This window comes from Enterobacter sp. J49 (assembly GCF_002148625.1).
GTDB lineage: Bacteria > Pseudomonadota > Gammaproteobacteria > Enterobacterales > Enterobacteriaceae > Enterobacter > Enterobacter ludwigii.
The window spans coordinates 86,636-109,896 of record NZ_MWPY01000030.1 but is presented as its reverse complement, the minus strand read 5'-3'; the positions used below and the strand labels follow the sequence as shown (position 1 = coordinate 109,896).

The following is a 23,261-nucleotide window of genomic DNA, read 5'->3' as shown; positions in this document are numbered from 1 at the left end:
AACGAAGATGAAAGCTGTATCTCGCGTTCATATCACGCCACATATGCACTGGGACCGTGAGTGGTATTTCACCACCGAAGCGTCGCGGATCCTTTTGGTCAATAACATGGAGGAGATCCTGACCCGTCTGGAGCAGGACGAAGAGTATAAATACTACGTTCTTGATGGACAGACCGCGGTACTGGAGGATTACTTCGCCGTCGTGCCGGACAACCGGCCCCGGGTAAAAGCGCTGGTTGAGCGCGGAAAGCTGATTATCGGGCCGTGGTATACCCAGACCGACACCACGATAGTCAGCGGCGAATCGATCGTTCGCAACCTGATGTACGGGATACGCGACTGCATGGAATTCGGTGAGCCGATGAAAATAGGGTATCTGCCGGATTCGTTTGGCATGTCCGGGCAACTTCCGCATATCTATAACGGCTTTGGTATCACCCGCACGCTGTTCTGGCGCGGATGTTCTGAGCGTCACGGCACCGATAAAACAGAATTTTTATGGCAGAGCGCAGACGGCAGCGAAGTTACGGCGCAGGTACTACCGCTGGGCTACGCGATTGGTAAGTACTTACCGGAGGATGAAGCGGGGCTGCGTAAACGGCTCGATACCTGGCTTACATTGCTGGAAAACGCTTCCGTGACGAAAGAGATTCTGCTGCCTAACGGTCACGACCAGATGCCCCTCCAGCAGAACATTTTCGCGGTGATGGATACCCTTCGAAAGATGTACCCGCAGCGGAAATTTGTGATGAGCCGGTTCGAGGAGGTCTTTGAACATACTGAAGCGCACCGTGACGAACTGGCGACGCTGAAAGGGGAGTTTATCGACGGCAAATACATGCGTGTACACCGGACAATCGGCTCCACACGGATGGACATCAAAATTGCCCACGCCCGCATTGAAAACAAAATCGTGAATATCCTCGAACCGCTGGCGGCGCTCGCCTGGATGCTGGGCTTCGAGTATCACCACGGTTTGCTGGAGAAAATGTGGAAAGAGATCCTCAAGAATCATGCTCACGACAGTATTGGCTGCTGCTGCAGCGACAAAGTGCATCGTGAGATTATGGCCCGGTTTGCGCTCGCTGAAGACATGGCCGATAACCTCACGCGCTTCTCGATGCGCAAGATTGTCGACAATATGCCGCAAAGCGAGGCCGACAAGCTGGTGATGTTCAATCTGATGCCCTGGCCCCGTGAAGAGGTGATTAACACCACCCTTCGTCTGCGCGCGAGCCAGTTCCGGTTGCGGGATGATAAAGGCAATGAGATCCCCTGTTTTATTCGCAGCGCCCGGGAAATTGACCCGGGGCTGATTGACCGGCAAATCGTGCACTATGGTAATTACGATCCGTTTATGGAGTTTGATATCCAAATCTGTCAGATCCTGCCCGCGATGGGATACCGCACGCTTTACATCGAGCCCCAGGCTCCTGAAAAGAGGCTTCCCGCGAGGGCAAAAACGGATGCTCTGCTGGAAAACGCCTTCTGGCAAATTGATATAAATGACGATGGCACGCTGCGCCTGCGTGATAAAGAATCCGGACTTATTTATGACCGCGTACTGGAAATTGAAGAGGGGTCGGATGATGGCGATGAGTACGACTACTCGCCTTCCCGGGAAGAGTGGCGGCTCACTTCAGCGCACGGGCAGCATCATGTTGAGGTGATACAGGAAGTCTGGCAGAGCAGGGCGGTGATCCAGCATCGCATCGCCGTTCCGGCAAACCTGGTCGAGCGGTCGGCCCGCCTGCGCAATGGCGCTCTTGCGGTTGAATTTGAGGTTACTCTCAGCCATAACAGCAGGCGTTTAGATGTTGTGGCGCGTCTGGATAATCAGGCTGACGATCACCGGGTCCGCGTGCTTATCCCGACGCCGTTTATGACGGAGCAGGTACTGTCAGATACGCAGTTTGGCTCCATAACGCGCCCGGTTCGCGATGACGCGATGGCTAACTGGCAAGAAGAGGGCTGGAAAGAGGCACCGGTTCCCGTCTGGAATTTACTTAACTACGCCGTGCTTCAACAGGATCGAAACGGGCTTGCCCTGTTCACCGAAGGGTTACGCGAATTTGAAGTGGTGGGGGAGGCTGAAAAAGCGTTTGCTCTGACCCTTTTACGCGGTGTGGGCGTGTTGGGAAAGGAAGATTTACTGTTGCGCCCGGGCCGACCGTCCGGCATAAAAATGGCCGTTCCGGACTCGCAGCTTCGGGGCCGGCTCGATTGCCGTTTTAGCCTTCTGAGTTTTAGCGGCTCTCCCGAGAACGCCGGCGTTGCTCAGCAGGCGAAAGCGTGGCTTACCCCCGTCCCGTGTTATAACAAAATCCCCTGGGATGCCATGAAGCTTAACCGTGCGCCGTTCAGCACGCCGGACAGATACAGCCTGCTGACCCTTTCGCCGACAGGCTGTGTTATGAGCGCGATAAAAAAGGCGGAGGATCGGGACGCGCTTATCCTTCGTCTGTTCAATCCGTCGGAATCTGTGTCCTGTGATGCCTCTTTATCGTGGAATCAGGCGTTTAAAGGCTGTTGCGAGACGAATTTAAATGAACAGGTACTGGCAGGTAGGGGAGAAGAAAAGGGCATTACGGGCCTGTTCAGGCCTGGGCAATCGCGGACTTTTAGCCTGAAAACGGAAAGGTAGCGTCTGAAGTGAACAAAAGGCTGCGCGCAGGGCAGCCTTTTTTATTGAATAGTCACATTGAGGTGTTAATTTTAAGCGTGTTGCAGGTAAAATAAATGTAATTATCTGCGGCTATCGTCGCACAATGGAAAAAAAACGCGCTGACGACTACCTTTATACGTTAACGCGAATGTAAAGATGCGTTGTTCTTCAGCGTTAAAATAAATCACGTCTGTTTATATTCTTTCTTGCTTTTGATAACTCCAAATATCTCGTCGTACACATAGCGTTAACAAGGTTTTTACCATTCTCACCACATTTAAACATGGTTAACAGAAACGGTGCTTTTTGATTTAAATCAAAGTTTAATCCTTGGAAAAAGGTGTCGAAAGGCGGTAAATTGTCCCCGATCAAAATGGCTGAAAAGTGGTAATTTTGCTATAAATTGATCGCCGTCGAAAAACGTAAATGTGATTCAATAAAAACCTGTTTATTGTAAGGGTTTTGCAGCGTATTATATTTGCGGGATCAATTTGAGTTTTTTATTAACGTATTTGTAACCTATCGTCATTGCTTTTATCCTTTCTCAGGCTAAGCGCGACGACATGGATGCGAATAATTTGTATTGGGGCATGTGTGTGAATCCTTTTCTAACGGGGTTCACTCTCGGAGTCTTCATGCGATGAGCAAGGAGTCATGATGTTAGATATAGTCGAACTGTCGCGCTTACAGTTTGCCTTGACCGCGATGTACCACTTCCTGTTTGTGCCACTAACGCTCGGTATGGCGTTCCTGCTGGCCATCATGGAAACGGTCTACGTCCTCTCCGGCAAACAGATTTATAAAGATATGACCAAGTTCTGGGGCAAGTTGTTTGGTATCAACTTTGCACTGGGCGTGGCTACCGGTTTGACCATGGAGTTCCAGTTCGGGACTAACTGGTCTTACTATTCTCACTACGTTGGGGATATCTTCGGTGCGCCGCTGGCCATTGAAGGTCTGATGGCCTTCTTCCTCGAATCCACCTTTGTAGGTCTGTTCTTCTTCGGTTGGGACCGTCTGGGCAAAGTCCAGCATATGGCGGTGACCTGGCTGGTGGCACTCGGTTCGAACCTGTCCGCACTGTGGATCCTGGTCGCGAACGGCTGGATGCAGAACCCTATCGCGTCTGATTTCAACTTCGAAACCATGCGTATGGAGATGGTCAGCTTTGCCGAACTGGTGCTGAACCCGGTCGCACAGGTTAAATTCGTTCACACCGTGGCGTCTGGCTATGTGTGCGGCGCGATGTTTGTACTGGGCATCAGCTCTTACTACATGCTGCGTGGTCGTGACTTCGCGTTTGCTAAGCGCTCCTTTGCTATCGCTGCAAGCTTCGGTATGGCTGCAATCCTCTCTGTTATCGTGCTGGGTGATGAATCCGGTTACGAAATGGGTGACGTGCAGAAAACCAAACTGGCCGCTATCGAAGCCGAATGGGAAACCCAACCCGCGCCTGCTGCCTTTACTCTGTTCGGTGTTCCCGACCAGGATGCACAGGAAAACCGCTTCGCCATTCAAATTCCTTACGCGCTCGGCATCATTGCCACCCGCTCCGTTGACAAGCAGGTGACGGGTCTGAAAGAGCTGATGGTGCAGCATGAAGGCCGTATCCGTAACGGTATGAAAGCTTACGCGCTGCTGGAGCAGCTGCGTGCGGGTTCTACCGACCAGGCCGTGCGTGACCAGTTCAACGATGTGAAGAAAGATCTGGGTTACGGTCTGCTGCTGAAACGCTATACCCCGAACGTCTCCGACGCGACGGAAGCGCAAATCCAGATGGCGACCAAAGACTCCATTCCACGCGTGGCGCCACTGTACTTCGCATTCCGTATCATGGTGGGCTGCGGCATCATCATGCTGCTGATCATTGCGGCGTCCTTCTGGTCCGTGATTCGTAACCGCATCGGTGAGAAAAAATGGCTGCTGCGTACCGCGCTGTATGGTATTCCACTGCCGTGGATTGCTATCGAATCCGGCTGGTTTGTTGCGGAATATGGCCGTCAGCCATGGGCGATCGGTGAGGTGCTGCCAACGGCGGTAGCGAACTCCTCTCTGACTGCAGGCGATCTGATCTTCTCCATGCTGCTGATTTGTGGTCTGTACACCCTGTTCCTGGTGGCTGAACTGTTCCTGATGTTCAAGTTCGCGCGCCTTGGCCCAAGCAGCCTGAAAACCGGTCGCTATCACTACGAGCAGTCCGGTGCGACTACTCAGCCGGCACGCTAAGACAGGAGTCATCAAATGATCGATTATGAAGTATTGCGTTTTATCTGGTGGCTGCTGGTCGGTATTCTGCTGATCGGTTTCGCAGTCACTGATGGTTTCGACATGGGGGTGGGGATGCTCACCCGTTTCCTCGGTCGTAATGACACCGAACGTCGAATCATGATTAACTCCATCGCCCCGCACTGGGACGGTAACCAGGTGTGGCTGATCACCGCAGGCGGCGCGCTGTTCGCTGCCTGGCCGATGGTCTACGCGGCTGCGTTCTCCGGTTTCTATGTGGCGATGATTCTGGTGCTGGCTTCTTTATTCTTCCGTCCGGTTGGTTTCGACTACCGTTCCAAGATTGAAGACACCCGCTGGCGCAACATGTGGGACTGGGGCATCTTCATTGGTAGCTTCGTTCCACCGCTGGTGATTGGCGTGGCGTTCGGTAACCTGCTGCAGGGCGTACCGTTCCACATCGATGAATACATGCGTCTTTACTACACCGGTAACTTCTTCCAGCTGCTGAATCCGTTTGGTCTGCTGGCAGGCGTGGTGAGTGTGGCAATGATCATTACTCAGGGTGCGACCTATCTGCAGATGCGTACCGTAGGTGAACTGCATCTTCGCTCTCGTGCAACGGCGCAGGTTGCTGCGCTTATTACCCTGGTGTGCTTCGCACTGGCCGGCGTATGGGTGATGTACGGTATCGACGGTTATGTCATTACGTCTGCAATTAACCACACGGCACCGTCTAACCCGCTGACGAAAGAAGTGGCACGTCAGGCTGGCGCGTGGCTGGTGAACTTCAATAATATGCCTGTTCTGTGGGCTATTCCGGCACTGGGTGTGTTGCTGCCGCTGCTGACGATACTGACGTCACGTCTGGAAAAAGGTGCCCTGGCATTTGTATTTTCCTCACTGACGCTGGCGTGCATTATTCTGACTGCAGGTATCGCGATGTTCCCATTCGTCATGCCGTCCAGCACGATGATGAATGCAAGCCTGACCATGTGGGATGCAACGTCCAGCCAGCTGACGCTTAACCTGATGACGTATGTTGCTTGCGTGTTCGTACCGATTATCCTGCTGTACACCGCCTGGTGTTACTGGAAAATGTTCGGTCGTATCACGAAAGAAGATATTGAAAGCAACACTCATTCTCTGTACTAAGTAAGGAGCTGAATATGTGGTATTTCGCATGGATTTTAGGGACGCTTCTTGCCTGTGCATTTGGTGTCATTACTGCCCTGGCGCTTGAGCACGTCGAAGCGTCTAAAGCAGGTGAAGACAAACACTAATGAACATTATCGCGACGCTTTACGCGGTAATGGATAAGCGCCCGTTAAGGGCGCTTTCTTTAGTGATGGCATTACTGCTGGCAGGTTGTATCTTCTGGGACCCTTCGCGCTTTGCAGCGAAGACCAGCGAGCTTGAGATCTGGCACGGCTTCCTCATTATGTGGGCGGTGTGCGCAGGTGTGATCCACGGCGTAGGCTTTCGTCCGAAAGCGCTGCACTGGCAGGGGATTTTCTGCCCACTTATCGCCGATCTGGTGCTTCTCGCTGGCTTGATTTTCTTCTTCTTCTGAATAAGAAATGTCCGTTAATGATATGGGCTTACCCTGGCCCATAAAAATTTACTCTCCGTTTACTTTCTCCCATTCCAAACCATCTTTCCCGCGCGTATAGTAGCGAAGTTTAAAAGCTCTAACTTTTGTTGCATTACCGGGATGTAAAGTGAATACAACGCTGTTTCGATGGCCGGTTCGTGTCTATTACGAAGATACCGATGCCGGGGGTGTGGTTTACCACGCCAGCTACGTTGCTTTTTATGAACGGGCACGCACAGAGATGCTGCGCCATCATCACTTTAGTCAACAGGAGCTGTTGGCTGAGCGAGTTGCCTTCGTGGTTCGCAAGATGACGCTTGAGTATTTTGCGCCTGCCAGACTCGACGATATGCTCGAAGTCCAAACTGAAATTACATCAATGCGCGGAACCTCAATGGTTTTCACGCAGCGGATAGTCAATGCAGAAAATACGGTACTGAACTCAGCTGAAGTCCTGATCGTCTGTGTTGATCCAACCATAATGAAGCCTCGTGCGCTTCCTAAGTCTATTGTCGCGGAGTTTAAGCAGTGACTGACATGAATATCCTTGATTTGTTCCTGAAGGCAAGCCTTCTGGTTAAACTTATCATGTTGATTTTGATTGGTTTTTCAATCGCATCCTGGGCCATCATCATCCAGAGAACGCGTATCCTCAATGCGGCTGGCCGTGAAGCAGAAGCGTTTGAAGATAAGTTCTGGTCGGGTATTGAGCTTTCTCGTCTGTATCAGGAAAGCCAGGGACGCCGTGATAACCTCGTAGGCTCCGAACAGATTTTCTATAGCGGATTCAAAGAGTTTGCTCGTTTGCATCGCGCAAACAGCCACGCGCCTGAAGCGGTTGTGGAAGGTGCCTCGCGTGCGATGCGTATCTCCATGAATCGCGAGCTGGAAAACCTTGAAACGCATATTCCTTTCCTGGGAACCGTTGGTTCCATCAGCCCGTATATCGGTCTGTTTGGTACGGTCTGGGGGATTATGCACGCCTTTATCGCCCTGGGGGCGGTGAAGCAGGCGACGTTGCAGATGGTTGCCCCGGGTATTGCAGAAGCACTGATTGCGACCGCTATCGGTCTGTTTGCGGCGATCCCGGCGGTTATGGCTTACAACCGTCTGAACCAGCGCGTGAATAAACTGGAACTGAACTACGACAACTTTATGGAAGAGTTCACCGCGATTCTGCACCGTCAGGCGTTTACCAGTACCGAGAGTAACAAGGGGTAAACCATGGCCAGATCGCGTGGACGAAATCGTCGCGAGCTCAAGTCCGAAATCAATATCGTTCCACTGCTGGACGTTCTGTTGGTACTGCTGCTGATCTTCATGGCGACAGCACCCATCATTACCCAGAGCGTGGAGGTTGATCTGCCGGATGCGACAGAATCACAGGCGGTAAGCACCAATGACGATCCTCCGGTCATCATTGAGGTTTCCGGTGTAGGGCAATACAGCGTAGTGGTAGAAAAAGATCGTATGGATCAACTGCCACCTGAGCAGGTTATTGCTGAAGCGCAGCGACGCCTGGAGTCAAATCCGAAAACGGTCTTCTTAATCGGTGGCGCGAAAGACGTACCATACGATGAAATTATTAAAGCGCTGAACTTGCTACATAGCGCGGGCGTTAAGTCAGTTGGCTTAATGACTCAGCCTATTTGATCATCTGCGTAGTTTTTGGGAACCGATAGTGTCAAAGGCAACCGAACAGAACGACAAGCTTAAGCGAGCGATAATCGTCTCCGCAGTGCTGCACGTTATTCTTTTTGCAGTGCTGATCTGGAGTTCGTTCGACGAGCACATTGATGCATCATCGGGCGGCGGTGGAGGCTCTTCCATTGACGCCGTCATGGTGGATCCCGGTGCGGTAGTGCAGAACTATAACCGCGAGCAACAGCAGAAGGCGAGCGCAAAACGGGCTGAAGAGCAGCGTGAAAAACAGGCGCAACAGCAAGCGGAAGAACTGCGTGAAAAGCAGGCCGCTGAGCAGGAGCGACTGAAGCAGCTTGAGAAAGAACGTTTGCAGGCGCAGGAAGCGGCGAAAGAGCAGGCGGAACAGCAGAAGCAAGCTGAAGAGGCCGCGAAGAAAGCTCAGGAACAGCAGAAGCAGGCAGAAGAGGCGGCAGCCAAAGCCGCGGCGGACGCGAAAGCACAAGCTGATGCTCAGGCAAAATTAGCGGCGGAAGCGGCGAAGAAAGCCGCAGCCGATGCTCAGAAGAAAGCTGAAGCCGAAGCGGCGAAGAAAGCCGCTGCTGATGCTCAGAAGAAAGCTGAAGCGGAAGCGGCAAAAAAAGCTGCTGCTGATGCTCAGAAAAAAGCTGAAGCGGAAGCCGCGAAGAAAGCCGCTCAGGAAGCAGAGAAGAAAGCTGCTGCCGATGCTGCGAAGAAAGCGGCTGCTGCCGAGAAGGCTGCAGCAGAAAAAGCGGCCGCTGCTGAAAAAGCCGCAGCAGAGAAGAAAGCCGCCGCCGAGAAAGCGGCTGCTGACAAAAAAGCTGCAGCAGAAAAAGCTGCTGCCGATAAGAAAGCAGCTGCAGAGAAAGCCGCCGCCAAAAAAGCGGCCGCCGCTGAGAAAGCCGCGGATGCCGCTGGCGTTGACGATCTCCTGGGCGATCTGAGTTCTGGTAAGAATGCGCCGAAAGCGGGCGGTGGTGCGAAAGGCAGTGGTCAGCCCTCTAAAGACAGTGGTACTTCTGGTGCCAATGGTGGGGCGACGGGTGCTGATATCAGCGCTTATGCTAAGCAAATTCAGGTTGCGATTCAGAACCGCCTGTTTGATGCAAGCATCTATCAGGGCAAACAATGTGTACTGCATATCAACCTTGCGCCAGATGGTAGGTTGAAAAGCGTGACCTCTGAAGGGGGCGATCCTGCGCTTTGTCAGGCAGCATTGGCCGCTGCAAGGTCGGCGAACATTCCTAAACCGCCTAGTGAGGCTGTTTATGAACGGATAAAAGATGCCAAACTGGACTTTAAACTGTAATCGACTGTCCTTACGGAAGTATGAAAAACAGTCTATTGTCCTAACGAGTGTTTAGTAGTTTTGTCTATTTGGGTTTGTTAACATTCTGCTAAATTATCGTGGGTAAGGTTACCCGGATAAGGGAGATATGATGAAGCAGGCATTACGTGTAGCATTTGGTTTTTTAATGCTGTGGGCAGCAGTACTGCACGCAGAAGTACGTATCGAGATCACCCAGGGGGTGGATTCGGCACGCCCAATCGGTGTTGTTCCGTTCCAGTGGGCCGGTCCTGGCGCTGCGCCTGAAGATGCCGGTGGCATCGTTGCGGCTGACCTGCGTAACAGCGGTAAATTCAACCCATTAGATCGTTCTCGTCTGCCTCAGCAGCCGGGCAGCGCGCAGGAAGTACAGCCTGCCGCATGGTCTGCGCTCGGTATCGATGCTGTCGTTGTTGGTCAGGTTACACCTAACCCGGACGGCTCTTACAACGTTGCATGGCAGCTGGTTGATACCGGCGGTGCACCGGGTACCGTTCTGGCACAGAACTCTTACAAGGTCACTAAACAGTACCTGCGCTACGCGGCACACGCTGCCAGCGATGCGGTATTTGAAAAACTGACCGGCATTAAAGGTGCGTTCCGTACCCGTATTGCTTATGTGGTACAGACCAATGGCGGTCAGTTCCCGTATGAGCTGCGCGTATCTGACTACGATGGTTACAATCAGTTCCTGGTGAAACGTTCTTCTCAGCCGCTGATGTCTCCAGCCTGGTCTCCGGACGGTTCTAAACTGGCTTATGTTACCTTCGAAAGCGGTCGTTCAGCGCTGGTTATCCAGACGCTGGCTAACGGTGCTGTTCGCCAGGTTGCGTCGTTCCCTCGTCACAACGGTGCGCCTTCGTTCTCTCCGGACGGTACCAAACTGGCGTTTGCGCTCTCTAAAACCGGTAGCCTGAACCTGTACGTGATGGACATTGGCTCTGGTCAAATTCGCCAGGTGACCGATGGTCGCAGCAACAACACCGAACCGTCCTGGTTCCCGGACAGCCAGAACCTGGCATTTACGTCTGACCAGGCAGGTCGTCCACAAATCTATAAAGTGAACGTCAACGGCGGTGCTCCACAGCGTATTACCTGGGAAGGTTCGCAGAACCAAAACGCGGACGTGAGCAGCGACGGTAAATTTATGGTAATGGTCAGCTCCAACGGTGGGCAGCAGCACATTGCCAAACAAGATCTGGTAGCGGGTGGCGTTCAAGTTCTGTCGTCAACGTTCCTGGATGAAACGCCAAGTCTGGCACCTAACGGCACTATGGTAATCTACAGCTCTTCTCAGGGGATGGGATCTGTGCTGAATCTGGTTTCTACAGATGGGCGTTTCAAAGCGCGTATTCCGGCAACTGATGGACAGGTAAAATCACCTGCCTGGTCGCCGTATCTGTAAATAATAATTAATTGATTACTAAAGGAATCATAGAAATGCAACTGAACAAAGTGCTGAAGGGGCTGATGATCGCTCTGCCTGTAATGGCAATCGCAGCGTGTTCTTCTAACAAGAATGCAAGCAATGACCAGAGCGGCGAAGGCATGATGGGTGCCGGTACCGGTATGGACGCGAATGGCAATGGCAACATGTCTTCTGAAGAGCAAGCGCGTCTTCAGATGCAGCAGCTGCAGCAGAACAACATCGTTTACTTCGATCTGGATAAATACGACATCCGTTCTGACTTCGCTGCGATGCTGGATGCTCACGCTAACTTCCTGCGTAGCAACCCGTCTTACAAAGTCACCGTAGAAGGTCACGCGGACGAACGTGGTACTCCAGAATACAACATCTCCCTGGGTGAACGTCGTGCTAACGCCGTTAAAATGTACCTGCAGGGTAAAGGCGTTTCTGCTGACCAGATCTCCATCGTTTCTTACGGTAAAGAAAAACCTGCAGTACTGGGTCACGACGAAGCGGCTTACTCCAAAAACCGTCGTGCCGTACTGGTTTACTAAGAGAATTGCATGAGCAGTAACTTCAGACATCATCTGTTGAGTCTGTCGTTACTGGTTGGAATAGCGGCCCCCTGGGCCGCTTTTGCTCAGGCACCAATCAGTAGTGTCGGCTCAGGCTCGGTAGAAGACCGGGTCACTCAACTCGAGCGTATTTCTAACGCTCACAGTCAGCTTTTAACCCAACTCCAGCAACAACTTTCCGACAACCAAAACGATATTGACTCTCTCCGTGGTCAGATTCAGGAAAGCCAGTATCAGCTTAACCAGGTTGTGGAACGTCAGAAGCAAATCTTGCTGCAGATGGATAGTCTCAGCAGCGGTGGCGCAGCTGCGCAGCCAGCAGCAGGCGATCAGAGCGGTGCGGCGACGTCGACCCCTGCTCCTGCGGCAGATGCTTCGGCCTCGACGGGAGCGCCTGTTCAGAGCGGTGACGCGAATACGGACTACAACGCGGCCATTGCCCTGGTACAGGATCAATCTCGTCAGGATGACGCTATCGTTGCGTTTCAGAACTTTGTGAAGAAATACCCTGATTCTACTTATCTGCCAAATGCAAATTATTGGCTGGGTCAGCTGAATTACAACAAGGGTAAAAAGGACGATGCGGCGTTTTATTTTGCCTCAGTGGTGAAAAATTACCCGAAATCGCCAAAAGCGCCTGATGCGATGTTTAAAGTCGGCGTCATCATGCAGGACAAAGGTGACACTGCGAAAGCGAAAGCGGTTTATCAGCAGGTGGTTGCTAAATTCCCTGGCACCGAAGGTGCGAAGCAGGCGCAAAAACGTCTGAATTCGATGGGATGATTATCGCATGACCAGAAATCGCGTTATTTCTGGTCGTGCAGCATGATTCGTAAGCAGTTAAGTGATCTTCATCGAAATTTTTGTTGCGCTGAATTCTTAAATCAGTAATATATGCCGCCGTTGCCACGGGATATCAAACAACGTGAAAACAGCGTAAAAGTGGGTCGTTAGCTCAGTTGGTAGAGCAGTTGACTTTTAATCAATTGGTCGCAGGTTCGAATCCTGCACGACCCACCACTTAAAGCAGTTCCGGTAGTACAGAGTGGGTGATTAGCTCAGTTGGTAGAGCATCTCCTTTACACGGAGGGGGTCGGCGGTTCGAGCCCGTCATCACCCACCACTCCGGGTCGTTAGCTCAGTTGGTAGAGCAGTTGACTTTTAATCAATTGGTCGCAGGTTCGAATCCTGCACGACCCACCAATTTTAATGTCTTACTCAGATGTTAAACGTGAAGGATAACGTTGCAACAGCGACGGCCCGTAGGGCGAGGCGAAGCCGAGTCATCCTGCACGACCCACCAGGTTATTGGTATGAGTAAAAATTCAGGCAACACCCAAGCGGGTCGTTAGCTCAGTTGGTAGAGCAGTTGACTTTTAATCAATTGGTCGCAGGTTCGAATCCTGCACGACCCACCAGCCTGAATAGATTTGCAGTACATCCCGCAAGGGGTCGTTAGCTCAGTTGGTAGAGCAGTTGACTTTTAATCAATTGGTCGCAGGTTCGAATCCTGCACGACCCACCAATGTAAAAAAGCGCCCTAAAGGCGCTTTTTTGCTATCTGTATTCCGCATATTTTGACCTTGCAGGTCGACTCCGGCGAAGTCGCCATCCGCTGCGTGCTACGCACACCTATTTCCGGTGACTTTTTCTCGCAAATTCGCTATCTTGTTTAGTATACAAAACACATTTGCCGTCCGTTTTGCTATGTCATGCAAAAGAAAGGCAATAATGTTAAGCCAGTAAAACGAGAAGCCATAATGAGCGTGATGTTTGATCCAGAAGCCGCAATCTATCCCTTCCCGCCAAAGCCTGTCCCGCTGAGTCAGGATGAGAAGCAGTTTTACCGTGAGAAGATCAAACGTCTTCTCAAAGAGCGAGATGCAGTGATGGTTGCACATTACTACACCGACCCGGAAATCCAGCAACTGGCGGAAGAGACCGGGGGCTGCATCTCTGACTCTCTGGAGATGGCACGCTTTGGTGCCAGACATCCTGCTTCCACGTTACTGGTCGCAGGCGTTCGCTTTATGGGTGAAACCGCAAAGATTCTCAGCCCTGAAAAAAACATTCTGATGCCAACGCTACATGCGGAGTGTTCACTCGACCTCGGCTGTCCGATTGATGCGTTCTCGGCCTTCTGCGATGCCCATCCGGACCGTACCGTGGTGGTCTATGCCAATACCTCTGCCGCAGTGAAAGCGCGGGCAGACTGGGTCGTGACGTCAAGCATCGCCGTTGAACTGATTGAGCATCTGGACAGCCTGGGCGAGAAAATCATCTGGGCGCCTGACCGCCATCTCGGTAATTACGTGCAGAAGCAGACCGGCGCTGACGTGCTTTGCTGGCAGGGTGCCTGTATTGTTCATGATGAATTTAAGACGCAGGCGCTCTCGCGCATGAAAGCGCTTTACCCGCACGCAGCGATCCTTGTTCACCCGGAATCACCGCAGTCCATTGTCGACATGGCGGATGCCGTGGGATCCACAAGCCAGCTTATCAATGCTGCCAGGACGCTGCCGCACAAGCAGCTCATCGTGGCAACCGACCGCGGTATCTTCTATAAGATGCAGCAGGCCGTGCCTGAGAAAGAGCTGCTTGAAGCACCAACGGCGGGCGAGGGGGCGACGTGTCGTAGCTGCGCGCACTGCCCGTGGATGGCGATGAACGGCCTGAAAGCTATTGCTGAGGGGCTGGAGAAAGGCGGAGCAACGCATGAAATCCATGTGGATGCTGCTCTGCGTGAAGGTGCGTTAATTCCGCTTAACCGCATGCTGGATTTTGCGGCTACACTACGTACTTAATTCAATACGCCCTGGGGAAAAGATGGATTTTTTTAGCACACAGAACATTCTGGTTCATATACCGATTGGTGCAGGTGGCTATGACCTGTCATGGATTGAGGCCGTGGGTACGCTGGCTGGGTTATTGTGTATCTGGCTGGCAAGCCTGGAGAAGATCAGCAACTACGCGTTCGGGTTAATTAACGTTACGCTCTTTGCGATTATCTTCTTCCAGATCCAGCTGTACGCCAGCCTGCTTTTGCAGTTGTTCTTCTTTGCGGCGAACATTTACGGTTGGTACGCGTGGTCGCGGCAGAACAGCCAGCAGGAGGCGGAACTGCAAATCCGCTGGCTGCCCTTACCGAAAGCCATCGCCTGGTTTGTCGCCTGCGTTGTCGCCATTGGTTTAATGACCGTCTATATCAACCCGGTGTTTGCATTCCTGACCCGTGTCGCGGTGTCGGTCATGTCTGGCCTCGGGCTGAATGTCGCTATGCCATCACTCCAGCCGGATGCTTTCCCGTTCTGGGACTCCTGCATGATGGTGCTGTCGATTGCTGCGATGATCCTGATGACCCGTAAATACGTTGAGAACTGGCTGCTCTGGGTCGTCATTAACGTCATTAGCGTGGTTATTTTTGTACGTCAGGGCGTCTATGCGATGTCGCTGGAGTATCTGCTGCTGACCTTCATTGCCCTGAACGGGAGCCGGATGTGGATTAATAGCGCGCGTGAGCGAGGCTCTCGCGCGCTTTCGAACTAATGATGGTGATGATGTGAATGGCCGGACTGCGCCTCGTTCAGGTGGCAGTCCGGGCCGTTACAGGGCTGGTACTCCATCTGGATGGTGGCGTGGCCAATCTCATAGTGATGTTCGAGAAAGTGCTGGATGCGCTCAAGCAGGCCATCATGGTCATGGGTAGGGATCACCTGGACGTGCAATGTCATGACGGGTTTCTCACCCACCAGCCAGACGTGAACATGATGCACATTGCGCACCTCGGGCACGGAACGACGCAGGTTGCGTTTAAGCTCGGCAATGTCCACGGATGCCGGCGCCCCTTCAAGCAGTTCATTCACGCTCTCCTTCAGCAGCCGCCAGGCACTGCGCAATACCAGACACGATACCAGCACGGAAAGAATCGGGTCGACGGGCGTCCAGCCGGTATAAAGGATCACCAGCGCGGCCACAATAGCACCGACGGAACCCAGTAAATCGCCCATAACATGCAGAGCCGCAGCGCGCACGTTGAGGTTCTTTTCCCCGCTGCCGCGATGCAAAATCCAGAACGCCAGAAGATTCGCCAGCAGACCTGCTACGGCGATAACCATCATTGTCGCTCCGGCGACCGGCTGTGGGTGACGGAAGCGCTGTATAGCTTCCCAGACGATAAGAAGGGTGATAACCACCAGAGCAATAGCGTTAACAAACGCCGCCAGAGTGGTCAGTCGCAGCCAGCCAAAAGTATGACGCGCGTTAGGCGGACGACGGGCAAACTGCACGGCCAACAGGGCAAAGAGCAGGGCGGCGGCATCGGTAAGCATATGTCCGGCATCCGCCAGAAGCGCCAGAGAGCCGGATACCAGGCCACCAATGACCTCGATAACCATAAACGTTGCCGTGACACCGAAGGCCAGCATAAGGCGTTTAGCGTTGTCATCGCCAGGAGACGGGCTGTGTGAATGCGTGTGCGCCATATCAGCTTTCCTTTTTGTTATTGTTTTTAGTGTAGCGTTTTTAATGGCTTACTCCAAAAAGAAAGGAGAGCCAGAGCTCTCCTTTTACGTTTACATCCGTCACGGATTATTGGGTTGTGCCATCCGTTTTGGTATTGGCATCGTCGCCCACTTTGTCATTCGAATTCGGACACTTACCGTCTTTGCACATGGTGTTCTTATGCATCTCATCGGTACTCATCGTGTCATGATTCATGGTGCCAGAGCCGCTACTGTCCGGATGCAACATCGTGCCTCCGGTATTAGTGTTCCCGGTATTGATCTGGCTGTTATCGACATTATTCGGGGCGATATTCTGTTTTGCATCAGGGGCGACCTGACCCGCCGCCGCCGCGGCATTTGCATCACCGTTGTTATCTGTTGAGCCCGTCTCAGCGGCAAGGACGCTGCCGCTTGCCAGGGTAAGGGAGGCTGTGAGGAAGAGGGTTGCCAGTTTCGTCATTTTCATCTTGGTGCTCCTGTTCTTATCGTTACGCTGGATAACATTTTCCAACAGTGCATCTTTTTCAGAGGGGAAAGATTCCGTCATACGGACTTACGTCAGTATGGAATCGCGTTTAATCAAACAAAAGTGGTTGTTACAGTTAAAAAGCTTAGGCTAGATCTCGTTTTTCGCTATTTTGTGGCGATTTTTAGGTGAATTCCAGGAATTATCTGCGTGAAGTGTAAAACCGTGTTTACACTTTCTGGTCGGCAAGTTAGATTGAAAGGATTGCTTTCATTACTAAAGATATGGCAGAGCTGGAAAGAAAATGAATTATCAGAACGACGATTTACGTATTAAAGAGATCAATGAGTTATTACCTCCTGTAGCACTCCTTGAGAAATTCCCCGCCACTGAAAATGCCGCAAACACGGTGTCTCATGCTCGTAAAGCGATCCATAAGATCCTGAAAGGTAATGACGATCGTCTTCTGGTGGTGATTGGCCCTTGCTCAATTCACGATCCTGCTGCGGCCAAAGAGTACGCAGCAAGGTTGCTTCAGCTTCGCGAAGAACTGCAAGGCGAGCTGGAAATTGTCATGCGTGTTTACTTTGAAAAGCCGCGTACGACCGTTGGCTGGAAAGGGCTGATTAACGACCCGCATATGGATAACAGTTTCCAGATCAACGACGGTCTGCGTATTGCGCGCAAACTGCTGCTGGAGATCAACGACAGCGGTTTGCCGGCTGCCGGTGAGTTCCTCGACATGATTACGCCGCAATATCTGGCGGACCTGATGAGCTGGGGCGCAATCGGTGCGCGTACTACAGAATCTCAGGTTCACCGCGAACTGGCGTCAGGTCTCTCGTGTCCGGTTGGTTTTAAAAACGGTACCGATGGCACCATTAAGGTGGCAATTGACGCCATCAATGCCGCCGGGGCACCGCACTGCTTCCTGTCCGTCACCAAATGGGGTCACTCCGCCATTGTGAATACCAGCGGTAACGGTGACTGTCATATTATTCTGCGTGGCGGTAAAGAGCCGAACTACAGCGCAAAACATGTCGCAGACGTGAAGGTCGGGCTGGAAAAAGCGGGTCTGCCACAACAGATGATGATCGACTTCAGCCATGCCAACTCCAGCAAGCAGTTTAAAAAACAGATGGAAGTCGGCGCCGATGTTTGTCAGCAGATTGCCGGCGGTGAGAACGCGATCATTGGCGTGATGATCGAAAGCCATCTGGTGGAAGGTAACCAGAATCTGGAAGGCAGCGAGCCGCTGGTCTACGGTAAGAGCGTCACGGACGCTTGCATCGGCTGGGACGATACGGATGCCCTTCTGCGTCAGCTGGCGAATGCGGTAAAAGCGCGTCGCGGCTGAGTTTCCGGAGCCAAATAAAAAAGCGTGGATTGCTCCACGCTTTTTTTATGTCCAGCGAAAATTATTTCGCTTTACCCTGGTTCGCTACAGCCGCGGCTTTTGCAGCGATCTCATCAGCGTTGCCCAGATAGTAATGTTTGATTGGTTTGAAGTTTTCGTCGAACTCATACACCAGCGGAACGCCAGTTGGGATGTTCAGTTCGAGGATCTCGTCTTCACCCATGTTGTCCAGGTATTTCACCAGCGCACGCAGGGAGTTACCGTGAGCTGCGATGATCACGCGCTCGCCGCTTTTCAGGCGTGGCAGAATGGTTTCGTTCCAGTAAGGCACAACGCGGTCGATGGTCAGCGCCAGGCTCTCGGTCGTTGGCAGCTCAGCATCCGTCAGTTTCGCGTAACGCGGGTCGTGGCCCGGGTAGCGCTCGTCATCTTTGGTCAGCTCTGGTGGGGTTACCGCGAAGCCGCGACGCCACTGTTTAACCTGCTCATCACCATATTTTTCAGCGGTTTCCGCTTTGTTCAGACCCTGCAGCGCACCGTAGTGACGCTCGTTCAGTTTCCAGGATTTCTCAACCGGCAGCCAGGCCTGATCCAGTTCGTCCAGAACGTTCCACAGAGTATGGATGGCACGTTTCAGCACAGAGGTGTAAGCAAAATCAAAGCTGAAGCCTTCAGCCTTCAGCAGTTTACCTGCTGCTTTTGCTTCGCTTACGCCTTTTTCTGACAGATCAACGTCGTACCAACCGGTAAAGCGGTTTTCGTTGTTCCACTGGCTTTCGCCATGACGCACCAGGACCAGCTTAGTTACAGCCATATCGTACTCCTCATAAGCTTTATTGAATGATAACAATTCTCATTATATTGCCGTGACAGTGCCAGCAGCAACGCTTAACCCTAACCATAGCGAAAATAGTCTCTGAGTGTAAGATGCTTGTGAATCCAGGGTTATGATTTTGTCTGCGATCGGCGCTATTTTCAGCAAGACGGAGAGAAAAAGCCCTCCGCAAGGAGGGCTGGGAATTATGAATGCGGGATGAAATGATATTCTGTCACGCTAACGTACTCTTCACCCGGGCGCAGCACACAGTCCGGCTGTGGCCATTCTGGATGGTTCGGACTGTCCGGCAGGAACTCGCTTTCCAGCGCCAGACCTTGCCAGTCGCTGTACTCTTCATGTTCGCGTGCCGTGGTACCGCCAAGGTAGTTGCCTGAATAGAATTGCAGGGCAGGGGCCGTGGTGTAGACCGTCATCTGCAGTTTTTCATCCGCAGACCAGACCTGTGCGGCAGGCTGAGTCACATCGCCTTTCGCCTGCAGCAGGAACGCGTGGTCATAGCCTTTTACCTTGCGCTGATCGTCATCGCTCAGGAAATCCTGCGCGATGGTTTTTCCGCTGCGGAAATCAAAGCTGGTACCGCTGACGGCCTTGAGTCCCTGAAACGGGATCCCCATTTCATCCACCGGCAGATAGGCATCGGCCAGGATCTGGAGCGTGTGATTACGCACGTCGCACTGGTTGCCGTCCAGGTTGAAATAAGCGTGGTTGGTCAGATTGACCGGGCACGGCTTATCAACTTTCGCGCGATATTCAATGGCGATACGGTTATCGTCAGCCAGCGTGAAATGCGCGAACGCGGTGAGGTTACCGGGGAATCCCTGGTCACCGTCACGCGAGTCAAGTGAGAACAGCACTTCGCGGTCGTTTTGCTGAACGATTTTCCAGCGGCGCTTATCGAACCCTTCAGGTCCACCGTGTAACTGATTTTCGCCCTGACTGGAAAGCAACGAGTAACGCTCGCCATCAAGTTCGAAAGCGCTTTTCGCGATGCGGTTAGCATAACGGCCGACAGACGCGCCAAGATAGGCGGACTGATTGACATACTGCTCAGGCGACGCGCAGCCAAGCAGGGTTTCACGTACGCTGCCATCAGGCATTGGTACGCGAGCGGATAGCAAAGTGGCACCCCAGTCCATTAACGTAACCACCATTCCTGCGCTGTTGCGCAGGGTTAACAGGCGATACGGCAGGCCATCCGGGGCAAGGGTTGGCGTTTCGTTTAGCACTGTCCTGCTCCTTGTGATGCTTTACACACGTAGAAAGTTTCTTTAATACCTGTTTTCGCTTCGTACTGTTTTTCCACTGCCTGCTGGACGGCAGGGACGAGCTCTTCCGGCATCAGGGCAACAATGCAGCCACCGAAGCCGCCGCCGGTCATACGCACGCCGCCTTTATCGCCAATCGTGGCTTTGACGATGTCCACCAGGGTATCGATTTGCGGAACGGTGATTTCAAAATCATCGCGCATGGAGGCGTGAGATTCTGCCATCAGTTCACCCATACGTTTCAGGTCACCTTTCGCCAGCGCGGACGCCGCTTCAACGGTACGGGCATTTTCCGTCAGCACATGACGAACGCGTTTCGCCACTACCGGATCCAGTTCGTGCGCCACTTTATTGAACTCGTTGAGCGAAACGTCACGCAGCGCAGGTTGCTGGAAGAAGCGTGCGCCGGTCTCACACTGCTCGCGGCGGGTGTTGTACTCACTGCCCACCAGCGTGCGTTTAAAGTTGCTGTTAATAATTACCACAGCTGCGCCTTTTGGCAAGGGAACGGCTTTGGTGCCCAGAGAGCGGCAGTCGATAAGCAAGGCATGCTCTTTTTTACCCAGCGCAGAGATCAGCTGGTCCATGATGCCGCAGTTACAGCCCACAAACTGGTTTTCCGCTTCCTGACCATTCAGGGCGATTTGTGCCCCGTCCAGCGGCAGATGATAAAGCTGCTGGAAGACGGTACCCACGGCGACTTCCAGCGACGCGGACGAGCTTAACCCGGCGCCCTGAGGCACGTTTCCGCTGATGACCAGATCAGCGCCGCCCACGTTTTTATTACGTTTCTGCAGGTGTTTTACCACGCCGCGCACGTAGTTAGACCATTGCTGGCTGTCGTGGGTAACGATGGGTGCATCGAGGGAAAACTCATCCGTCTCATTGTTGTAATCCGCTGCAATAACGCGGACTTTGCGATCATCGCGCTTAGCGCAGCTAATGACCGTCTGGTAATCAATGGCGCACGGCAGAACGAAACCATCGTTATAGTCGGTATGTTCACCAATCAGGTTCACGCGGCCAGGCGCCTGAATGACATGGGTGGCAGGGTAGCCAAATTTCTCAGCAAACAGGGATTGTGTTTTATCTTTCAGACTCATTTTTTAGACTCCTGATTCGCGATAATGGACGTCACTCACAGCACGCAGGCGTTCTGCAGCCTGTTCTGCCGTCAGGTCACGCTGGGTTTCTGCCAGCATTTCATAGCCCACCATGAATTTACGTACCGTCGCAGAGCGCAGCAGCGGCGGATAGAAATGGGCATGCAACTGCCAGTGTTGATTCTCTTCACCGTTAAACGGAGCGCCATGCCAGCCCATTGAGTAGGGGAAGGAGCACTGGAACAGGTTGTCATAACGGCTGGTCAGTTTCTTCAGTGCCAGGGCGAGGTCATCGCGCTGTGCGTCGCTCAGATCGGTGATGCGCAGAACCTGTGCTTTTGGCAGAAGCAGCGTCTCAAATGGCCATGCTGCCCAGTAAGGTACGACGGCCAGCCAATGCTCGGTTTCCACCACCGTTCGGCTGCCATCGGCCAGTTCACGACGGGTGTAATCCACCAGCATCGGCGATCCGTTTTCCGCGAAATAGGCTTTTTGCAGACGGTCTTCACGCTCGGCTTCGTTTGGCAGGAAACTGTTGGCCCAGATCTGACCGTGCGGGTGCGGGTTAGAGCAGCCCATTGCCGCGCCCTTGTTTTCGAACACTTGTACCCACGGGTAGGTCTGGCCCAGTTCAGCAGTTTGCGTCTGCCAGGTGCTGACGACCTCTTTCAGCGCGTCAACACTCAGTTCCGGCAGCGTTTTGCTGTGGTCGGGCGAGAAACAGATAACACGGCTGGTGCCGCGCGCGCTTTCACAGCGCATCAGCGAGTCCTGGCTATCCGGCGCGTCGGGCGTGTCGGTCATCAGGGCGGCAAAATCGTTGGTGAAAACGAAGGTGCCTTTGTAGTCCGGGTTTTTATCGCCCGTCACACGCGTGTTGCCCGGACACAGGAAGCAGTCCGGGTCGTGCTGGGGAAGCGTCTGTTTTGCAGGCGTCTCTTGCGCCCCCTGCCAGGGGCGCTTGGCACGATGCGGAGAAACCAAAATCCATTGCCCGCTTAGCGGGTTAAAACGACGATGCGGATGATCGACGGGATTGAACGAAGTCATGACGGATCCTTAGTCCGGATAACCTTGTGGATGGCGAGACTGCCAGTGCCAGGTATCCTGTGCCATTTCATCAAGCGTGCGGGTGACACGCCAGTTAAGCTCTTTATCGGCTTTGGAGGCATCGGCCCAGTAAGCCGGGAGGTCGCCTTCACGGCGCGGTGCGAAGTGATAATTCACAGGCTTACCGCATGCCTTACTGAAGGCATTCACGACGTCCAGCACGCTGCTGCCGATCCCGGCGCCGAGATTGTAAATATGCACGCCTGGCTTATCGGCCAGCTGCTGCATTGCCGCCACGTGGCCGTCGGCCAGATCCATGACGTGGATATAATCACGCACACCGGTACCGTCTTCGGTTGGATAATCATTACCGAAAATAGCCAGAGACTCACGGCGGCCAACGGCCACCTGGGCGATGTACGGCATCAGGTTATTCGGGATGCCCTGTGGATCTTCACCCATATCGCCTGACGGATGGGCGCCAACCGGGTTGAAGTAGCGCAGCAAGGCGATGCTCCATTCAGGCTGTGCTTTTTGCAGATCGGTGAGGATCTGCTCCACCATCAGTTTGCTTTTGCCATACGGGCTTTGCGGCGTACCGGTCGGGAAGCTTTCAACGTAAGGGATTTTTGGCTGATCGCCGTAGACGGTTGCGGAAGAGCTGAAGATAAAGTTTTTGACGTTCGCTGCGCGCATGGCGGAGATCAAACGCAGGGTACCGTTGACGTTGTTGTCGTAATACTCCAGCGGTTTCGCGACGGATTCACCCACCGCTTTCAGGCCGGCGAAATGGATCACCGTCTCAATGGCATGGTCGTGAAGGATCTCGGTCATCAACGCTTCATTGCGGATGTCGCCTTCCACGAAGGTCGGTTGTTTACCGCCAAGACGTTCAATCACAGGCAGCACGCTGCGCTTACTATTGCACAGGTTGTCGAGGATGATGACATCATGACCATTTTGCAGCAGCTGCACGCAGGTATGACTACCAATGTAACCGCTACCACCTGTTACCAGAACTCGCATATTTCGCTCCATTGGGCTTATGGTATGTAATAACCATAGCATAACAGAGACGCGAAAAGTGTGACATGGGATAAAATAGTGGAATCGTTTACACTGCTTTTAAAATCCGTTTTTTGGCGGCAATGCGACATTGTAGATCAAAGGGATAGTGAAGTCTTTGTGCAGGTTATCCGAAAAAACGGAGGGGCAGAGCCCTC

Annotated in this window: 22 protein-coding genes and 5 tRNA genes; 20 read left to right on the top strand and 7 right to left on the bottom strand. The window is 52.9% G+C overall.

Annotated features, from left to right (window positions below):
• Positions 1-7 precede the first annotated feature (7 nt).
• The 19 genes from mngB to pnuC all read left to right on the top strand — a co-directional run bounded on the left by mngB (position 8) and on the right by pnuC (position 15,003).
• Positions 8-2,644, top strand: a complete 2,637-nt coding sequence (gene mngB, locus BJP35_RS09395) for a mannosylglycerate hydrolase (protein ID WP_086463047.1) — start codon at positions 8-10, stop codon at positions 2,642-2,644.
• 678 nt (positions 2,645-3,322) lie between these two features.
• The gene (gene cydA / locus BJP35_RS09390) at positions 3,323-4,891 is read left to right on the top strand and encodes a cytochrome ubiquinol oxidase subunit I (RefSeq protein ID WP_020884962.1); all 1,569 of its coding nucleotides are present in this window, start codon (positions 3,323-3,325) and stop codon (positions 4,889-4,891) included.
• A 15-nt stretch (positions 4,892-4,906) separates the two neighbouring features.
• Positions 4,907-6,046: a cytochrome d ubiquinol oxidase subunit II gene (gene cydB, locus BJP35_RS09385; protein WP_014169180.1), complete on the top strand. Its 1,140-nt coding sequence runs from the start codon at positions 4,907-4,909 to the stop codon at positions 6,044-6,046.
• A 14-nt stretch (positions 6,047-6,060) separates the two neighbouring features.
• A complete protein-coding gene (cydX, locus tag BJP35_RS09380) occupies positions 6,061-6,174 on the top strand; it encodes a cytochrome bd-I oxidase subunit CydX (protein ID WP_014169181.1) in 114 nt (37 codons plus the stop codon).
• The gene (gene ybgE / locus BJP35_RS09375) at positions 6,174-6,464 is read left to right on the top strand and encodes a cyd operon protein YbgE (RefSeq protein WP_020884961.1); all 291 of its coding nucleotides are present in this window, start codon (positions 6,174-6,176) and stop codon (positions 6,462-6,464) included. The genes cydX and ybgE overlap by 1 nt, the downstream gene beginning before the upstream one ends.
• A gap of 148 nt (positions 6,465-6,612) precedes the next feature.
• Entirely contained in the window at positions 6,613-7,017 is a 405-nt protein-coding gene (gene ybgC / locus BJP35_RS09370; protein ID WP_014169183.1) for a tol-pal system-associated acyl-CoA thioesterase, read from the top strand.
• A complete protein-coding gene (gene tolQ / locus BJP35_RS09365) occupies positions 7,014-7,706 on the top strand; it encodes a Tol-Pal system protein TolQ (protein WP_014169184.1) in 693 nt (230 codons plus the stop codon). Before ybgC ends, tolQ begins: the two co-directional genes overlap by 4 nt.
• Positions 7,707-7,709: 3 nt before the next feature.
• The gene (gene tolR / locus BJP35_RS09360) at positions 7,710-8,138 is read left to right on the top strand and encodes a colicin uptake protein TolR (protein WP_014169185.1); all 429 of its coding nucleotides are present in this window, start codon (positions 7,710-7,712) and stop codon (positions 8,136-8,138) included.
• A 28-nt stretch (positions 8,139-8,166) separates the two neighbouring features.
• On the top strand, positions 8,167-9,456 hold the full coding sequence (tolA, locus tag BJP35_RS09355; RefSeq protein WP_014169186.1) for a cell envelope integrity protein TolA: 1,290 nt from the start codon (positions 8,167-8,169) through the stop codon (positions 9,454-9,456).
• A gap of 130 nt (positions 9,457-9,586) precedes the next feature.
• Positions 9,587-10,879: a Tol-Pal system beta propeller repeat protein TolB gene (gene tolB / locus BJP35_RS09350; protein ID WP_025204648.1), complete on the top strand. Its 1,293-nt coding sequence runs from the start codon at positions 9,587-9,589 to the stop codon at positions 10,877-10,879.
• A gap of 35 nt (positions 10,880-10,914) precedes the next feature.
• Positions 10,915-11,436 (top strand): peptidoglycan-associated lipoprotein Pal, encoded by a 522-nt coding sequence (gene pal / locus BJP35_RS09345; RefSeq protein ID WP_003858578.1) that lies wholly within the window; start codon positions 10,915-10,917, stop codon positions 11,434-11,436.
• Between the two features lie 9 nt (positions 11,437-11,445).
• Complete coding sequence (gene cpoB, locus BJP35_RS09340; RefSeq protein ID WP_014169189.1) at positions 11,446-12,240, top strand: cell division protein CpoB; 795 nt, start codon at positions 11,446-11,448, stop codon at positions 12,238-12,240.
• A 161-nt stretch (positions 12,241-12,401) separates the two neighbouring features.
• Positions 12,402-12,477 (top strand) — tRNA-Lys (locus tag BJP35_RS09335).
• 27 nt (positions 12,478-12,504) lie between these two features.
• Positions 12,505-12,580, top strand: a tRNA-Val gene (locus tag BJP35_RS09330).
• A 4-nt stretch (positions 12,581-12,584) separates the two neighbouring features.
• Positions 12,585-12,660: transfer RNA gene (locus BJP35_RS09325), tRNA-Lys, on the top strand.
• 139 nt (positions 12,661-12,799) lie between these two features.
• Positions 12,800-12,875 (top strand) — tRNA-Lys (locus BJP35_RS09320).
• Positions 12,876-12,906: 31 nt separating this feature from the next.
• Positions 12,907-12,982, top strand: a tRNA-Lys gene (locus BJP35_RS09315).
• Positions 12,983-13,217: 235 nt separating this feature from the next.
• The gene (nadA, locus tag BJP35_RS09310; protein WP_047743891.1) at positions 13,218-14,261 is read left to right on the top strand and encodes a quinolinate synthase NadA; all 1,044 of its coding nucleotides are present in this window, start codon (positions 13,218-13,220) and stop codon (positions 14,259-14,261) included.
• A 22-nt stretch (positions 14,262-14,283) separates the two neighbouring features.
• On the top strand, positions 14,284-15,003 hold the full coding sequence (pnuC, locus tag BJP35_RS09305) for a nicotinamide riboside transporter PnuC (protein WP_047743889.1): 720 nt from the start codon (positions 14,284-14,286) through the stop codon (positions 15,001-15,003).
• Here the strand turns inward: pnuC and zitB are convergent.
• Positions 15,000-15,938: a CDF family zinc transporter ZitB gene (zitB, locus tag BJP35_RS09300; protein WP_047743887.1), complete on the bottom strand. Its 939-nt coding sequence runs from the start codon at positions 15,936-15,938 to the stop codon at positions 15,000-15,002. The two genes, pnuC and zitB, sit on opposite strands and share 4 nt — an antisense overlap.
• Before the next feature lie 106 nt (positions 15,939-16,044).
• Positions 16,045-16,425 carry a YbgS-like family protein gene (locus BJP35_RS09295; protein WP_025204646.1) on the bottom strand — a complete coding sequence of 127 codons (381 nt, stop codon included), beginning with the start codon at positions 16,423-16,425 and terminating at the stop codon, positions 16,045-16,047.
• 304 nt (positions 16,426-16,729) lie between these two features.
• On the opposite strand from BJP35_RS09295, the gene aroG reads away from it, so the two are divergent.
• Positions 16,730-17,782 (top strand): 3-deoxy-7-phosphoheptulonate synthase AroG, encoded by a 1,053-nt coding sequence (aroG, locus tag BJP35_RS09290; RefSeq protein ID WP_047743886.1) that lies wholly within the window; start codon positions 16,730-16,732, stop codon positions 17,780-17,782.
• Between the two features lie 61 nt (positions 17,783-17,843).
• On the opposite strand, the gene gpmA is transcribed toward aroG, so the two are convergent.
• The 5 genes from gpmA to galE form a co-directional block, all read right to left on the bottom strand.
• Positions 17,844-18,596 (bottom strand): 2,3-diphosphoglycerate-dependent phosphoglycerate mutase, encoded by a 753-nt coding sequence (gpmA, locus tag BJP35_RS09285; protein ID WP_020884954.1) that lies wholly within the window; start codon positions 18,594-18,596, stop codon positions 17,844-17,846.
• Positions 18,597-18,802: 206 nt separating this feature from the next.
• Positions 18,803-19,846, bottom strand: a complete 1,044-nt coding sequence (gene galM, locus BJP35_RS09275) for a galactose-1-epimerase (protein ID WP_032681402.1) — start codon at positions 19,844-19,846, stop codon at positions 18,803-18,805.
• Positions 19,840-20,988: a galactokinase gene (galK, locus tag BJP35_RS09270; RefSeq protein ID WP_025204645.1), complete on the bottom strand. Its 1,149-nt coding sequence runs from the start codon at positions 20,986-20,988 to the stop codon at positions 19,840-19,842. Before galK ends, galM begins: the two co-directional genes overlap by 7 nt.
• A gap of 3 nt (positions 20,989-20,991) precedes the next feature.
• Positions 20,992-22,038 carry a galactose-1-phosphate uridylyltransferase gene (gene galT / locus BJP35_RS09265; protein WP_047743883.1) on the bottom strand — a complete coding sequence of 349 codons (1,047 nt, stop codon included), beginning with the start codon at positions 22,036-22,038 and terminating at the stop codon, positions 20,992-20,994.
• Positions 22,039-22,047: 9 nt separating this feature from the next.
• Positions 22,048-23,064 carry a UDP-glucose 4-epimerase GalE gene (galE, locus tag BJP35_RS09260; protein WP_020884951.1) on the bottom strand — a complete coding sequence of 339 codons (1,017 nt, stop codon included), beginning with the start codon at positions 23,062-23,064 and terminating at the stop codon, positions 22,048-22,050.
• Positions 23,065-23,261: the final 197 nt, after the last annotated feature.